The organism is Nocardia sp. NPDC050718 (assembly GCF_040654235.1).
Taxonomy (GTDB): domain Bacteria; phylum Actinomycetota; class Actinomycetes; order Mycobacteriales; family Mycobacteriaceae; genus Nocardia.
The window spans coordinates 113,334-127,746 of the sequence record NZ_JBFAHQ010000010.1 but is presented as its reverse complement, the minus strand read 5'-3'; the positions used below and the strand labels follow the sequence as shown (position 1 = coordinate 127,746).

The window sequence follows — 14,413 nt, the reverse complement described above, 5'->3', positions numbered from 1 at the left end:
CGGGTCCTGTGTGGACCAAACGTTCGCGCATGCAACGACGTGTCGGTCGTCACGCGGGGTGGTCTCGGTCCAGGTCGCCGCACGGCGGGTGATCGCGACACGATCACGGCTCCAGCTAATGTCGGGAAAACGAGAGCGACCGGGCATAACATCTCGTCATGACGACAAATACCGTGCTGGAGAGTCCCTTTGCGGCTCTTGCCAAGAAAACCTGGCAAACAATTCTGGTCACCGGCCTCCTCGCGGTGGTCCTCGGCATCATCGTGCTGGTGTGGCCCGGTCCGTCACTGCTCGTGGCGGGCATTCTGTTCGGTATCTACATGGTTGTCAGCGGCATCTTCCAGTTGATCGCCGCCTTCACCCATCTGCCCAGCACCAGTTTCCGGGTGCTCTCCTTCATCAGTGGCGTGCTGTCGCTGATCATCGGCATCTTCTGCTTCCGCGACGATCTGACCTCGATCTTCCTGCTGGGGTTGTGGATCGGCATCAGCTGGCTGTTCCGTGGCGTCGCGGTGCTGTTCGCCGCGATGTCGGACAAGGGCGTGCCGGGGCGCGGCTGGCAGATCTTCTACGGCATCGTCAGCGCGATCGCCGGCATCATCCTGATCGTGTGGCCGATCGAGTCGCTGGCGACGCTCACCCTGGTGGTCGGCATCTTCCTGATCGTCATCGGCATCATGGAGATCATCACCGCCTTCGGCGTCCGCAAGGACTCGAAGGTGCTGGAGGAACAGGGGCTGTAATACCCACGGGAAAAGTTCGTCGGGAAACGGCCGGTGCCTTCGGGCACCGGCCGCTTTCGTGTGAACTACGCTCGCCGTTCATGGAATTCGTTTACAACCTGGTGGTTGTCACCCATCTGCTCGGCATGGCGGCCGTGGTCGGCGGCTTCGCGGCGTCCCGGCCGGTCGTCTCGGAGCTGATGGTGTGGGGCGCGCGTGCCCAGCTCATCACCGGCCTGGTCCTGGCGGGTCTGGCCTCGGCCGTCGACTCGCTGGGCAAGGACCCGGACACGACCAAGCTGGCCGTGAAGCTGGCGATCTCGGTCGCCGTCGTCGCGCTCGCCGAGATCGGCCGCGCCGACGCCAAGCGCGACAAGCAGGTCGACTGGATGACCGATGCCGCCGGCGGCCTCGCCATCGTCAACGTGCTCGTCGCCGCCCTCTGGACCTGAGGATGGAATTTCTCGGGATCCATCATGTCGCGATCATCGCGACCGACTACCACCGCTCGAAGCGCTTCTACACCGAAATCCTCGGCGGGACGGTGCTCGCCGAGCACTACCGGGCCGACCGGGACTCCTGGAAGTTCGATGTCGCGCTGCCGGGCGGCTGCCGGATCGAGCTGTTCTCGTTTCCCGATCCGCCCGCGCGCCCGAGCAGGCCCGAGGCGGCGGGGCTGCGTCATCTCGCCTTCGTGGTCGCCGATGTGCCCGCCGCGCTCGACGCCCTGCGTGAACGCGGCGTCCGCACCGAGGAATTGCGCACCGACGAATACACCGGCAAGCACATGGCCTTCTTCTTCGATCCCGACGATCTGCCGCTCGAACTGTACGAGGCCTAGTCGGCGGCGCGCGCCCGCCGCGTCAATTCGACCGTCGCCGAGCGCAGTTCGCCGATCTCCGACAGCGGCGCGGCGTACCCGACCCGGGTGCGCGCGACGCCGCGCGGCGTCTCGACCCGCAGGTCCAAGCCGTAGCGATCCGCGCGCTCGCAGGCGGCGGCGGTCGCGTCGGGGAAGCCGCCGAGCCGGGTGGCCATGGCCAGCAGGGCATCGGCGTGGTCGGCGTTGAGGTGGGCGATGCCGGGGGCGGCCAGCGGCACGATCGGATCGGCCTGTGCGGCCAGGTACTCCTGCGCCGACGCGGAGTCCATCCGGCCGTATCCGCCGACCCAGCGCACCCGCTGCACGCGCAGCACCCAGAGGGTGAAATCGCTGTAGTCGATGTAGTACTTCGCGGCCGGGATGGCGGCCAGGTGGGCGGCGCGGGCGGCCTCGGCCTCGGCGCCCTCCGGTCGTTCCACCACGCCGGCCAGGGTGATCCGGGTGCCCGCCAGCGGATCGGCCGGGATGTCCGGGGTCACGATGGCGATGCTGGCGCGCGGGTCGGCGGCCAGGTTGCGGCCGTGTTCGGCCAGTCGCGAGACGCTCAGGACGGGCGCGCCGTCGAGCAGTCCGTAGGTGATGAACGACGCCCACGGCGCGCCGTCGGCGGTGAGACTGGCCAGGGTGCCGGTATTGGTGGCCGCCGCGATGGTTCTGGCCTCCTCGGCCGCCGAGGGGCGGGCCTCGTTGGCCAGGGGAGCGGTCGGCAGCGGGATGGAGGGTGCGTCGCCGGGGTCGCCGTGGTCGAGAGTCATGGCCACAGCGTATCCACCCGCGCCGCTCTGCGGGGCGTGCTCGTCAGCCAGCTGTGCAGCGCCTCGTACACCGCGTCATGGTTGAGCAGGCTGAAGTGGTTGGCCGCGGGCACATGCAGGCCGTTGACCCCGTCGAAGCCGATCCGGCGGGTCCGGCCGCGGCCCGACCCGCTGCCGGTGAGCACGAGCCCGTCGCCGATGACCCGTCCCAGCGGGTGCTGGGGGCTGCGGGTGACGGTCGCGGTGACGAAGTAGTGCTCGACGCCCGCGATCAACGGCACCTCGCGGACCGCCCGCGCGCGCAGCGCGTCGGTGTCGAGGTCGCGCCAGTCCTCGTCGACGAGCGAACCCTGGCGCAGGTCGCGGATTCCCGCACTGCGCCTGCGCAGGAGCTTGCCCAGCGGACGGGTCTCCGGCAGCAGGTCGAACGCCGCCGCGGCATAGTGCGCGAGCTGCTCCAGCGGGGCGCCCAGATGCGGGGAACCGAGGCAGACCACCTGCCGGACCGCGCGCACCCAGGCTTCGTCCGCCTCGTCGGCCAGATGGCAGGCCCCGCGCGCGACCAGACCGCCCATCGAATGACCGAGCAGGCAGATCTCGTGCACCGGCAGCGGCCAGGCCGCGACCAGCCGGGCCAGCAGCGCGCTGAGCTGGGCGGCGTTCTCGGAGATGTGCAGGCCGGTGTTGTAGCGCACCAGGATCGGGGTATAGCCGAGGTCGTCCTCGAGCCGGTCGCCATAGGTGGGGCGGCCGCCGAGCCGCCAGGCGTGCTCGGTCTCCACGAGTCCGTGCAGCTGCACGACGAGCCGGGTCGTCGGTACCGCGACGTGGGCGGCCAGCTGTTCCGGCGGGACGGGCGCGCCGTCGACGCGGAAGGTCATGGGGGAGGCCAGGATCGGCGCCTCGTCCTCGAGGGTGTCCCCGATCAGGCCCTGGAGGGCGGCCAGGACGCCCGCGCCCCAGACGGTCCGCGAGGGTGCGGTGACGCCGGGCACCTGGACCGCGCTCGCCACCTCGCCGACCACGAATCCTGTCCCGCCGACCACCGCGTAGACGCCGTCGGTGATCGCGTCGTGCACCACCTTCACCGGATCCGCGGCGGGACCGACCCCGAGCCGCACCGCCGCGAACACGCGGTCGGAGATGGCGCGGTGGATGGCCGCGATGCCGTCGACGGCACCGACGAATTCGTCGCCGGCCAGACGCGTGAGCGCCTGTACCTCGGCCTGGGGTTGGGGGAGCTGCTCGGTCACGGGATTGAGAGTACAACTGTGCACTGAAATGTGCCGCGCGTGGGGCCGATTCGGGAGGAACGCCAGTAGCCGGAGCTCGCCGTGCTCACTTGTCACAATCGGCATGCTGATACGTCGATATGCGCATCGAAACATGTATCTGGGAAAGCGATACCGCTGAAAGAAGAGCGAGGACGGCGGGAGGGGTCCCGCCGTCCTCGCGACGGATCAGCTCACGGTCGATGCATGATCGCGTACCAGAGCGCGCCCATCGTGCCGAGTACGAAAAGCGGTGAGATGACCCAGGTCTCGACCCGGTTCCCGGTCCGCTCGATCAGCGGCACCCGGGTCCGCAGCGGGAACGGCCACAGCAGGCGGCAGCCCCGGTCGGTGAGGCAGTCGCCGAGCAGATGCGCGAGGCAGCCGAGGCCGACGCAGATCGGCAGCCAGGCCGGCCGGTCGACGATCCAGTGGTCCACCGCGAAGGTGCCCGCCGTGGCCAGCACGATCACGGTGCCGTAGGTCCGCACGCTCTTCCCCGGTGGACACAGGTGCAGCGATCGCACCGCCAGCGCGAGCAGGAAGAACACCAGGCCCAGCGTGAACGGCCTGCCGAGATAGTGCTCGCCCGCCCAGGTGGCGGCGACCGCGACGACGACGAACAGCAGCGAGTGGGTACCGTGTCGGTGCCCACCGGAGAGCCAGGAGATCAAGCGGCACAGGTGATGTGACACCGGGCCGAGCACATGCGAGATGGTTCCGCTCGGATGATCCGCGTCCGGCAGCAGCGCGGCACCCGCGGTCAGCAGGGTGCCCATGATCAGTTCGGCGATCCCGAATCGTGTTGTGTCGCTGTCGAACAGGGGGAAAGCGGCGACCGTGAGCGGGAGCGCCGCGGCGGTTCCCGCCCAGGCCAGCGCCCCACTGGTCGCGTGTGAATGTCCAAGCACTCCGCAACGTTAGTCGAGGTCACCATCTCGGCGCATATGCCGAGGACGGGCGGGAATGCGGGGCGCGCCAGGATGGTTGGGGCAGGGGACCGCAGCGACGAAAGGACGACGATGAGCGCATTCAACGACCAGGTGATCGCCGAATTCCGGGCGAACGGCGGCCGGGTCGGTGGCATGTTCGAGGGCCGCGACAACATGGTGATCATCACCACCACCGGCGCGAAGTCGGGCCGCGCGATCACCAATCCGCTGGTGTTCCTGCCCGACGGCGACCGCGTCGTGCTGATCGCCTCCAACGGCGGCGCCGACAAGCACCCCGCCTGGTACCACAACCTGGTCGCGAATCCGGAGCTGACCGTCGAGCTGCCCACCGAAACCTTCACGGGTAAGGCCGAACTCGTCGACGACCCGGAGCGCACCGCGCTGTTCGACCGGATGGTCGAGATCATGCCGGGGTTCGCCGAGTACCGCGAGCAGACCAGCCGGGTGATCCCGGTGTTCACGGTGTCGCGCGTGAGTTAGGCGCGGGCTCGAGCCGAATCCTTGCCCGGGCGGGTGAGCTGCTGGTTTCATCGGCTCCGTGACCGAAACCACCGACGCGCCCCGCATCGTCCACGCCTCCCGCGAGATCGCGGCGAGCGCCGCCGCCCTCTTCGAACTGATCGCCGACCCCGCCCAGCAACCGCGCTGGGACGGCAACGACAATCTCGCCGAAGCCGCGGCGGGACAGCGGGTCACGGCCGTCGGCGACGTGTTCACCACGACGCTGACCAACGGCGCCGACCGCGACAACCACATCGTCGAGTTCGAAGAGGGCCGCCGCATCGCGTGGAACCCCTCCGAGCGCGGTAAGACCCCGCCCGGGCACCTGTGGCGCTGGGAGCTGGAGCCGATCGATGAGACCACCACCCGGGTGACCCACACCTACGACTGGACGCGGCTGCACGACGAACTGCGTGAGGTCAGGGCCAAGGCCACCACCTCGGACAAGCTGCTGGCGTCGGTGGACCGGCTGGCGGAGGTCGCCGAGACGGCCTGATCCCGTAACAGAACACCCCGCGACCCGAGCGGGTCGCGGGGTGTTCTGCCGGAAGCGATCAGGCCAGGTCGAACCGGTCCAGGTTGCTCACCTTGGTCCACGCGGCGACGAAGTCGCGCACGAACTTCTCCTTCGCGTCGTCGGTCGCGTAGGCCTCGGCCACGGCGCGCAGCTGCGAGTTCGAGCCGAACACCAGGTCGACGCGGCTACCGGTCCAGCGGACCGCGCCGGTCGCGCTGTCCTTGCCCTCGTAGACGTTGTCGTCGGACGCCGACGGCGCCCACTCGGTGCCCATGTCGAGCAGGTTGACGAAGTAGTCGTTGGTCAACGTGCCCGGCGCCGCGGTCAGCACGCCGACCGGGGACTGCTGGTAGTTCGCGCCGATCACGCGCAGACCACCGATCAGCACCGTCATCTCCGGCGCGCTCAGGGTGAGCAGGTTCGCCTTGTCGACGAGCAGGTACTCGGCCGGGATGCGGGCATCCTTGGCCAGGTAGTTGCGGAAACCGTCGGCCTTGGGCTCGAGCGCCGAGAAGGACTCGACGTCGGTCTGCTCCTGGGTGGCATCGGTGCGGCCCGGCGTGAACGGCACCGTCACGTCGTAGCCCGCGGCCTGCGCGGCCTGTTCGACGCCGACCGCGCCGCCGAGAACGACCAGATCCGCGAACGACACCTGGGCGCCGCCCGTGGCGTTGAACGTCTCCCGGATGCCCTCGAGGGTCCGCACGACCTGCGCGAGCTCGTCGGGCTGGTTGACCTCCCAGCCCGCCTGCGGCTGCAGCCGCAGGCGACCGCCGTTGGCGCCACCGCGCTTGTCGCTGCCACGGAACGACGAGGCCGCCGCCCAGGTGGTCGACACCAGCTGCGCGACCGTGAGCCCCGAGGCCTGGATCTGGCTCTTGAGGGTCGCGATCTCGGTGTCACCGATCAGCGCGCCCGTGTGCTCGGGCACCGGGTCCTGCCACAGCAGTTCCTCGGACGGGACGAGCGGGCCGAGGTAGCGCACGACCGGACCCATGTCGCGGTGGGTGAGCTTGTACCAGGCGCGCGCGAACGCGTCGGTGAGCTCGGCCGGGTTCGCCAGCCAGCGGCGGGTGATCTGCTCGTAGATCGGGTCGAACCGCAGCGACAGGTCGGTGGTCAGCATGACCGGGGTGCGCTTCTTGGTGGCGTCGAACGGGTCGGGCACGGTACCGGCGCCGGCGCCGTCCTTCGGGATCCACTGGTGGGCACCCGCCGGGCTCTTGCTGAGCTCCCACTCGTAGCCGTAGAGGGTCTCCAGGAAGTTGTTGTCCCAGGTGATCGGCGTGCTGTTCCAGATGCCTTCCAGGCCACTGGTGATCGCGTCGGCGCCGACACCGGTGCCGAAGCTGCTCTTCCAGCCCAGGCCCTGCTGTTCGAGCGGGGCGGCCTCGGGCTCCGGTCCGACCAGGTCGGCGTCGCCGGCGCCGTGGGTCTTGCCGAAGGTGTGCCCGCCGACGATCAGCGCGGCGGTCTCCTCGTCGTTCATCGCCATCCGGGCGAAGGTCTCGCGGATGTCGATCGCGGCCTTGATCGGGTCCGGATTGCCGTTGGGGCCTTCCGGATTCACGTAGATCAGGCCCATCTGGACCGCGGCGAGCGGGCGCTCCAGGTTGCGCTCGCCGGTGTAGCGCTCGTCGCCGAGCCAGGTGCTCTCCGGACCCCAGTAGACGTCCTCCTCCGGCTCCCACGCGTCGACGCGACCGCCGCCGAAACCGAAGGTGGGGAAGCCCATCGACTCGAGCGCGACATTGCCCGCGTAGACGATGAGGTCGGCCCAGGACAGCTTCTTGCCGTACTTCTTCTTGACCGGCCACAGCAGGCGGCGGGCCTTGTCCAGGCTGGCGTTGTCGGGCCAGCTGTTGAGCGGGGCGAAGCGCTGCATGCCCGAACCGGCGCCGCCGCGGCCGTCGCCGACGCGGTAGGTGCCCGCCGAGTGCCACGCCATCCGGATGAAGAACGGGCCGTAGTGGCCGAAGTCGGCGGGCCACCAGGGCTGCGAGGTCGTCATGACCTGCTCGATGTCCTGCTTCACCGCGGCCAGGTCGAGGGTGGCGAACTCGGCCGCGTAGTCGAAGTCGGCGTCCATCGGGTTCGCCACCGGCGGATTCTTCTGCAGGATCGTGAGATTGAGCTGGTGCGGCCACCAGTCACGGTTGCTGCCACGGGCGTCGGCGGAGGCGAACGGTCGGGCCGATGTCACGGGGCAGCCATTGTCACCGGGTTCCGTGTTGGCTTCCGCGATAGGTGGATGTTCCTCGGGCACGGTGAATCCTTTCAGGAGAGTGATGGTGATGTCGTGCAGTCGGGGCAGCGGCCCCAGTAGATGACCTCGGCTTCGTCGACGACGAAACCGGTGTCATCGATAGCGGTCAGACAGGGCGCATCGCCGACTGCGCAGTCGACATCGACAATCACGCCACAGGATCGGCACACCAGGTGATGATGGTTGTCGCCGACCCGGGTCTCGTACCGGGCGACGGTGCCCATGGGCTGGATCCGCCGGAGCAGACCCGCGGTGGTCAAGGCGCGCAGGACGTCGTAGACGGCCTGGTGACTCACCGCGCCGAGGGTGTCCCTGACCCGGCTCAGAATGGTGTCGGTATCGGCGTGCGGATGCTGGTGCACGGCGGTGAGCACCGCCAGACGCGGTGCCGTGACGCGCAGGGAAGCCGCGCGGAGCATGCGCTCGAAGTCCGATGTGGTGGACACATTCCAGATTATTACTCGTTCCAGATGGCAGCGGAAGCATTTCCGGCCAAGTGGCCCGGACCACATCTGTGCGCCGCGGGATCGGGCGCGCGCGGCGCTGGAGGCCGTCGTCGGTGGCTACCGGCTGCGGCGGTCCCGGGAGCGCGGCCGGGACCGCCCCCCCGGTGGACCTGTTTGCTAGGTGGTCACCGGGGTGCGGGTGGCGCGTTCGATGAGGTACTCGACCAGGTGGGTCAGCACCGCCTTGGCCGAGGGCCGGTCACGGGCGTCGCAGAGCACCACGGGGGTGTTCGGATCGAGGTCGAGGGCGTCGCGCACCTCGTCGACGGTGTAGCGCGGGGCGCCCTCGAAGCAGTTCACCGCGATCAGGAACGGCAGGCCACGCCGCTCGAAGAAGTCGACGGCCGCGAACGAATTGCTCAGCCTGCGGGTGTCGGCGAGCACGATCGCGCCGAGCGCGCCGCGACACAGCTCGTCCCAGAGGAACCAGAACCGGTCCTGGCCGGGGGTGCCGAACAGGTACAGCACGAGGTCGCGGTCGATGGTGATGCGGCCGAAGTCCAGCGCGACCGTGGTCGTCGACTTCTGCTCCACCCCCGACAGGTCGTCGACGCCGGTGCTGACCTCGGTGATCAGCTCCTCGGTGCGCAACGGCGCGATCTCGCTGATCGAGGAGACCATCGTGGTCTTGCCGACGCCGAAGCCGCCGGCGATGAGGATCTTCACCGAGGCGGCCAGATGCTGCCCGCCCGGTGCCGTGGGGTCAAAGTTTTCGGATGCCATCCAGAACCGCTCGCAATACGTTGAGGTCTCCGGCGCCGGCCTCGGCCGCCACCGGAGCCCGGAAGATGAGGTGGCCCTCGCCGATGAGATCACCGACGAGGATCTTGGTCACCGCCAGAGGAAGTTTCAGCACGGCCGAGACCTCGGCCACCGTCTGCGCGCGCTTGCACAACCGTGCGATCGTCGCGTATTCGGGTTCCGGGCGCCGCAGGGTGGGGGCGGGATGCACCGCCACCACCACCGTGAGCATGTCCAGGTCGTGCGCCGCACCCATGGTGCGGCCGCGGGTCACCGCGTACGGGCGGACCAGGGGTCCGGCCGCGTCGTCGAACCACGGATCGCCGAGTCGAGTCATGGTGCTGCTTCCTATAGCTCCGCCAGTCCGTGCCGCGGTTCGGTCGACAGGTAACTGCCGACCCGCTGCACGGTGAGGTTCATTTCGTAGGCGACCATGCCGAGGTTCGCCGATTCGTTCGCCTGTAGCGCCAGGCACGCGTTGTCGCCCGCGGAGGTGACGAACAGGACGGCGCGGTCGAGCTCGATCACCGCTTGGCGCACGCCACCGCCGTCGAATCGGCTGCCCGCGCTGCGCGCGAGCCCGTAGAGGGTCGACGACATCGCGGCGAAGTGTTCGGCGTCCTCGCGCTTCATCTGCGAGGAGCGACCGAGCAGCAGCCCGTCGGTGGACAGCACGACCGCGTAGCGGACCCCCGCCAGCCGGTCGACGAGATCGTCGAGCAGCCAGTTGAGATCACCTGGGTGGGAAGAGTTCACCTCAGCCTTCCTGTTCGTCCTTGTTCGAAGGGGACAGTGGTTTGCGACCCTGCCGGGTGCCGTTCTCGATCGCGGACATGATGTCGCGCGCCTGTTCGGCCGAGCGGGGCCGCTCCGGCGCGCGCGGCGGCTCGGTCGCCGCCGGCTCCTCGGTGAGCTCGGGCGCCAGGTTGGTCTGGCGCTGGCGCCGCGGCAGCGCCGGTCGCGCGTCGGCGTCGTGCGTCTCCACCGGCGGCAGCTCCGGCTCGGTCGCCACCGGGCGCGGCGGCGCGGGCGGTTCGGCGACCAGCGTGGCCACCGCACTCGGCGCCGGAGCCGACTCGATCGCGGCGATCGGGGTGGGCTCGGGGGCGGGCGCGGGCAGCCCGCGACGCAGCGGACCGGTGGTGACGGGCGGCATCATCGAGGTGTCGGTGTCGCCGGCCAGCAGCGACAGCGGGATGAGCACGATCGCGCGGATGCCGCCGTAGTCGGACTCGCTGAGCCGCACCGAGACCCCGTGCGAGGTCGACAGCCGGGCGACCACGAACAGACCCAGCCGCGAATCCGAGGACAGCGTGCCGACACCGAAGTCCGGCGGATCGGCCAGCATGTCGTTGTAGCGGGCCAGGTCCTTGGGGCTCATGCCCATGCCCTGGTCGGTGATCTCGATGACCACGCCCTTGCCGACGATGTTGCCGCCCGCCTCGACCCGCGACTGCGGCGGGGAGAACGCGGTCGCGTTGTCGACGAGCTCGGCGAGCAGGTGCACGAGGTCGGCCACGACGGTGCCGACGACCTCGACCTCGGGCAGCTTGGTGACGCGCACCCGCGCGTAGTCGAGCGTCTCGCCGATGGCGCTGCGCACGACATCCATCACCGGAACCGGCTTGCGCCACTGACGTCCGGGCCTGCCACCGCCCAGGATGATCAGGTTCTCGGCGTTGCGGCGCTCGCGGGTGGCCAGGTGGTCGAGCCGGAACAGGGTCTCCAGCAGCGCCGGATCCTCCTGGCGGCGTTCGGCTTCGTCGAGGATCTCGAGCTGGCGGTGGACCACGATCTGGCTGCGGTGGGCGATGTTGAGGAACACCGCGCGCACGCCCTCCCTGGTGCGAGCCTCGTCGACGGCGGCGCGCAGCGCGGCCGAGGCGGCGTGCTCGAAGGCCTGGGCGACCTCACCGATCTCGTCCTTGCCGAAGTCCAGGGTGGGGGAGGTCTGCACGGCGTCGATGTCGCCGCCCTCGCGCAGGGCGCGCATGGTGGCGGGCAGCTGCTCGTCGGCGAGTGCGAGGGTTTCGGTGCGCAGCCTGCGCAGGCGGCGGATGATCCGGTTGGCCAGGATCACCGCGATCAGGAACACCAGCACACTGAGCGCGACCACGCCGCCGCCGGCGATGGCCGCGGTGACCTCGGCGCGTTGCGCGGTGTCCTCGGCGAGCTTCTGGACGTACCGGTTGTGCGTGCCGTACGTATCGAGCAGCGCCCGGTTCACGTCGGCCGCCGCGGTCTGCCATTCGGTCATGTTCACCTGCGGCGCCGTGGTGGAGACCGGCTTGGCCGAGGTGCCGGTGCCGCTCGGCGTCGTGAACCGCTGGGTGAGCGCGGATTCCAGCGCGGTGAGCTGCAGCCACTGCGGCGAGGCCATCAGCGCGGTGATCGGGGCGCCCCTGGTGTCGTCGAGTTCGGCGGCGAGATTGGCGACTTCGACGTGGTAGAAGCCGCTGAGGCGGATGAAGTCCTCGACCGGGATGGTGGTCGGGCCGCCCGCGGTGGCGATGTGCATGGCCAGTGCGGTACTGCGCGACATCGCCTCGGCGGCGTTGAGCATGCGGAAGCCCTCGGCGACGCCGGAGGCGACGGTGGCGTCCGGAGCGGCGCGCTCGGCGACCTTGGTGCCCTCGGTGAAGACGTCGAGCAGGCGGTTGTAGAACATGAACGCGTCGGAGGCGGGCAGCACGCCCGCGTCGGCGCCACCGCGCACACCGGCCAGATGCGTACCGAGCGTGGTGAATCCGCCCTTGTCGTCGCCGATGTTGGAATCGTCGACCGCGCGGATGCCCGCCGAGACCTCGATCAGGCCGCGGAAGGCGGCGTCGAGCCGGGCGCGAGCGGGCGCGAGCGCGAGCTGGGCGGTCTCGTCACCGGCCAGGTGGGCCAGGGTGAGCTGGCGTTCGGACTGCACGGCCTCGATCAGTTCGCGGGTGTAGGGAACCGCCGCCTGCATCTCGGAGGCCCAGGTCTCGGCCTTGTTGCTCTCGTCGACCAGGTAGCCCGCCGTTCCGACGCCGACCACCACCAGCGTGAGACTGGGGATGAGAGCGATCGCCAGAATCCGGGTTCGAACACCGAGTCTCGCTAAGAACATCGCTATAACGTAACGGAATCGTTGCAGTCTTGACCTGCATGTCTCGCTGAGCGAGACGTGATTTGGTTTGCGCCGGAACGTGTTTGCTATGTGCGGACCGGCACGGGAGACGGCGAGCTCACCCCGCCGGCTGAGCCGCGATGGCCCAGTCGGCGGGGGCTCGCCGTGACCTGGCAGCGCCGGGAAGGTCCTACCAGGTCAGGTCGATGGGCGCCCGCTACAGCGTGCGGTCGGCGCCGGTTCGCGGGGGCGGTGCGGCCGCCAGGGCCGCGTTCTCCGCCGCGGTGAGCTGGCGGGCGCGCAGCACGAACCGCATGCCCTGGCCCGCTTCCAGCGATTCGGCGCTGGCCTGCCCGCGCACCGCGTCGACGGTGAGGTGGGTGTCCTTCCAGCATTCGAACTGCTCGGGGCTGATCCAGAACTCGGTGTGCCAGCTGAGCCTGCCCAGCAGCACGTCGGCCTTCTCGATCGGGAACTGCTTGGCGGACAGGCACACCGGCGCGACGTCGTCGTCACCGCACTCGCCCGCCTGGCGGAACAACACCGGGCCGTTGTCCTCGATCAACCGGCGCAACAGGGTCTGGGCGCGTTCGGTGATCTCCACACGGTGGATCCGGTTCTGCATCAGAACATCCCGAGTTTCGTGGTCGAATAACTGACCAGCAGGTTCTTGGTCTGCTGGTAGTGCCCGAGCATCATGGCGTGGTTCTCCCTGCCGAACCCCGACTTCTTGTAGCCGCCGAACGCGGCGTGCGCGGGATAGGCGTGGTAGCAGTTGGTCCAGACCCGGCCCGCCTTGATGCCGCGGCCCAGTCGATGAGCGGTGTTGATGTCGCGGGTCCACACGCCCGCGCCGAGGCCGTAGAGGGTGTCGTTGGCGATGCGGACGGCCTCGTCGACGGTGTCGAAACGGGTCACCGCGACCACCGGTCCGAAGATCTCCTCCTGGAAGATCCGCATCGTGTTCTCACCCTCGAAGATGGTGGGTTCGATGTAGTACCCACCCGGCAGTCCGTCGACCTTGCGTGCTTCCCCTCCAGTCAGCACGCGGGCGCCTTCGGCTCTGCCGATGTCCAGGTAGGACAGGATCTTCTCGTACTGGTCGTTGCCGGCCTGCGCGCCGATCATCGTCTCGGTGTCGAGTGGATGACCTGACACGACGGCCTCGGTGCGGGCGATGCAGCGGGCGAGGAATTCGTCGTAGATCGACGAGTGGATCAGCGCGCGTGACGGGCACGTGCACACCTCGCCCTGGTTCAGGGCGAACATCACGAAGCCCTCGACGGCCTTGTCGAGGTAGTCGTCGTCGGCCGCCATCACGTCGGGCAGGAAGATGTTCGGGCTCTTGCCACCCAGTTCGAGGGTGACCGGAATGAGGTTCTCGCTCGCGTACTGCATGACCAGCCGGCCGGTGGTGGTCTCGCCGGTGAAGGCGATCTTGGCCACCCGCGGGCTCTGCGCCAGCGGTTTGCCCGCCTCCACGCCGAAGCCGTTGACCACGTTGAGGACTCCGGGCGGTAGCAGGTCCGCGATCAGCTCGACGACCAGCAGCAGCGACGCGGGTGTCTGCTCGGCGGGTTTGATCACCACGCAGTTGCCCGCGGCCAGCGCCGGCGCCAGCTTCCAGGCGGCCATCAGGATCGGGAAGTTCCACGGGATGATCTGACCGACGACGCCGAGCGGCTCGTGGAAGTGGTAGGCGACGGTGTCGGGGTCGATCTGGGAGATCGTTCCCTCCTGCGCGCGCAGGACGCCGGCGAAGTAGCGGAAGTGATCGACGGCCAGGGGTAGGTCGGCGGCCAGGGTCTCGCGGACCGGCTTGCCGTTGTCCCAGGTCTCGGCGACCGCCAGCGGCTCGATGCTGTTCTCGATCCGGTCGGCGATCTTGGTGAGGATGTCGGCGCGCTCGGCGGCCGGCGTCGCGGCCCAGCGATCGGTGGCGCGGTGCGCGGCCTCGAGGGCCATGTCGATATCGGCGGCCGTCGACCTGGCCACCGCGCAGAAGATCTCCCCGTCGACCGGCGAGGTGTTGTCGAAGTAGCGGCCTTCGATGGGGGCGGCCCAGTCACCTCCGATGAAGTTGTCGTATCGGGCGGCATAGCTGACGATGCCGGTATCCGATCCGGGTTTGCCGTAGATCATGCGTCTCGCTCCTCGCGACCTCTGCGTGGTGGAACACACTATGGTCGGCGAAGGTT

The 14,413-nt window shown here is 69.2% G+C and carries 16 protein-coding genes; 5 read left to right on the top strand and 11 right to left on the bottom strand.

The features are described 5' to 3' along the window. Positions 1-158: 158 nt before the first annotated feature. From AB0H54_RS31070 to AB0H54_RS31060, 3 genes are all read left to right on the top strand, one after another. Positions 159-743, top strand: a complete 585-nt coding sequence (locus AB0H54_RS31070; protein WP_357350263.1) for an HdeD family acid-resistance protein — start codon at positions 159-161, stop codon at positions 741-743. An 80-nt stretch (positions 744-823) separates the two neighbouring features. Further along, positions 824-1,174: a hypothetical protein gene (locus AB0H54_RS31065; protein WP_357350261.1), complete on the top strand. Its 351-nt coding sequence runs from the start codon at positions 824-826 to the stop codon at positions 1,172-1,174. Positions 1,175-1,176: 2 nt separating this feature from the next. After that, positions 1,177-1,563 (top strand): VOC family protein, encoded by a 387-nt coding sequence (locus AB0H54_RS31060; RefSeq protein ID WP_357350259.1) that lies wholly within the window; start codon positions 1,177-1,179, stop codon positions 1,561-1,563. Here AB0H54_RS31060 and AB0H54_RS31055 read toward each other — a convergent pair. The 3 genes from AB0H54_RS31055 to AB0H54_RS31045 form a co-directional block, all read right to left on the bottom strand. Next, the gene (locus AB0H54_RS31055) at positions 1,560-2,360 is read right to left on the bottom strand and encodes a DUF2470 domain-containing protein (protein WP_357350257.1); all 801 of its coding nucleotides are present in this window, start codon (positions 2,358-2,360) and stop codon (positions 1,560-1,562) included. The two genes, AB0H54_RS31060 and AB0H54_RS31055, sit on opposite strands and share 4 nt — an antisense overlap. Next, on the bottom strand, positions 2,357-3,613 hold the full coding sequence (locus AB0H54_RS31050) for an alpha/beta hydrolase (RefSeq protein ID WP_357350255.1): 1,257 nt from the start codon (positions 3,611-3,613) through the stop codon (positions 2,357-2,359). The genes AB0H54_RS31055 and AB0H54_RS31050 overlap by 4 nt, the downstream gene beginning before the upstream one ends. Before the next feature lie 212 nt (positions 3,614-3,825). Then, complete coding sequence (locus AB0H54_RS31045) at positions 3,826-4,542, bottom strand: metal-dependent hydrolase (RefSeq protein WP_355280280.1); 717 nt, start codon at positions 4,540-4,542, stop codon at positions 3,826-3,828. A gap of 111 nt (positions 4,543-4,653) precedes the next feature. Between AB0H54_RS31045 and AB0H54_RS31040 the strand changes: the two genes are divergently transcribed. Further along, complete coding sequence (locus AB0H54_RS31040) at positions 4,654-5,064, top strand: nitroreductase family deazaflavin-dependent oxidoreductase (RefSeq protein ID WP_355280281.1); 411 nt, start codon at positions 4,654-4,656, stop codon at positions 5,062-5,064. Between the two features lie 58 nt (positions 5,065-5,122). Continuing rightward, positions 5,123-5,581: an SRPBCC family protein gene (locus tag AB0H54_RS31035; protein WP_355280283.1), complete on the top strand. Its 459-nt coding sequence runs from the start codon at positions 5,123-5,125 to the stop codon at positions 5,579-5,581. 58 nt (positions 5,582-5,639) lie between these two features. Here AB0H54_RS31035 and katG read toward each other — a convergent pair whose 3' ends face one another. The 8 genes from katG to AB0H54_RS30995 form a co-directional block, all read right to left on the bottom strand. Continuing rightward, positions 5,640-7,868, bottom strand: coding sequence for a catalase/peroxidase HPI (gene katG / locus AB0H54_RS31030; protein ID WP_355280284.1), 2,229 nt, complete (start codon positions 7,866-7,868; stop codon positions 5,640-5,642). Between the two features lie 11 nt (positions 7,869-7,879). After that, entirely contained in the window at positions 7,880-8,314 is a 435-nt protein-coding gene (locus AB0H54_RS31025; protein WP_355280285.1) for a Fur family transcriptional regulator, read from the bottom strand. A gap of 177 nt (positions 8,315-8,491) precedes the next feature. After that, positions 8,492-9,097: an ATP/GTP-binding protein gene (locus tag AB0H54_RS31020; RefSeq protein ID WP_218722350.1), complete on the bottom strand. Its 606-nt coding sequence runs from the start codon at positions 9,095-9,097 to the stop codon at positions 8,492-8,494. Beyond that, positions 9,078-9,452: a DUF742 domain-containing protein gene (locus tag AB0H54_RS31015; RefSeq protein ID WP_357350251.1), complete on the bottom strand. Its 375-nt coding sequence runs from the start codon at positions 9,450-9,452 to the stop codon at positions 9,078-9,080. The genes AB0H54_RS31020 and AB0H54_RS31015 overlap by 20 nt, the downstream gene beginning before the upstream one ends. Before the next feature lie 11 nt (positions 9,453-9,463). Beyond that, complete coding sequence (locus tag AB0H54_RS31010) at positions 9,464-9,871, bottom strand: roadblock/LC7 domain-containing protein (RefSeq protein WP_019047390.1); 408 nt, start codon at positions 9,869-9,871, stop codon at positions 9,464-9,466. 1 nt (position 9,872) lies between these two features. Next, positions 9,873-12,215, bottom strand: a complete 2,343-nt coding sequence (locus tag AB0H54_RS31005) for a nitrate- and nitrite sensing domain-containing protein (RefSeq protein WP_357350249.1) — start codon at positions 12,213-12,215, stop codon at positions 9,873-9,875. A 217-nt stretch (positions 12,216-12,432) separates the two neighbouring features. Continuing rightward, a complete protein-coding gene (locus AB0H54_RS31000; RefSeq protein ID WP_355280293.1) occupies positions 12,433-12,840 on the bottom strand; it encodes a DUF779 domain-containing protein in 408 nt (135 codons plus the stop codon). Further along, entirely contained in the window at positions 12,840-14,357 is a 1,518-nt protein-coding gene (locus AB0H54_RS30995) for an aldehyde dehydrogenase family protein (RefSeq protein ID WP_357350247.1), read from the bottom strand. Before AB0H54_RS30995 ends, AB0H54_RS31000 begins: the two co-directional genes overlap by 1 nt. Positions 14,358-14,413: the final 56 nt, after the last annotated feature.

Bases quoted from the DNA above. Each gene is read 5' to 3' on its own strand.
- AB0H54_RS31060 (WP_357350259.1), top strand. From the start codon at position 1,177: ATGGAATTTCTCGGGATCCATCATGTCGCGATCATCGCGACCGACTAC.
- AB0H54_RS31020 (WP_218722350.1), bottom strand. From the start codon at position 9,097: ATGGCATCCGAAAACTTTGACCCCACGGCACCGGGCGGGCAGCATCTG.
- AB0H54_RS31055 (WP_357350257.1), bottom strand. From the start codon at position 2,360: ATGACTCTCGACCACGGCGACCCCGGCGACGCACCCTCCATCCCGCTG.
- AB0H54_RS31015 (WP_357350251.1), bottom strand. From the start codon at position 9,452: ATGACTCGACTCGGCGATCCGTGGTTCGACGACGCGGCCGGACCCCTG.
- AB0H54_RS31040 (WP_355280281.1), top strand. From the start codon at position 4,654: ATGAGCGCATTCAACGACCAGGTGATCGCCGAATTCCGGGCGAACGGC.
- AB0H54_RS31070 (WP_357350263.1), top strand. From the start codon at position 159: ATGACGACAAATACCGTGCTGGAGAGTCCCTTTGCGGCTCTTGCCAAG.
- AB0H54_RS31065 (WP_357350261.1), top strand. From the start codon at position 824: ATGGAATTCGTTTACAACCTGGTGGTTGTCACCCATCTGCTCGGCATG.
- AB0H54_RS31005 (WP_357350249.1), bottom strand. From the start codon at position 12,215: ATGTTCTTAGCGAGACTCGGTGTTCGAACCCGGATTCTGGCGATCGCT.
- AB0H54_RS30995 (WP_357350247.1), bottom strand. From the start codon at position 14,357: ATGATCTACGGCAAACCCGGATCGGATACCGGCATCGTCAGCTATGCC.
- AB0H54_RS31000 (WP_355280293.1), bottom strand. From the start codon at position 12,840: ATGCAGAACCGGATCCACCGTGTGGAGATCACCGAACGCGCCCAGACC.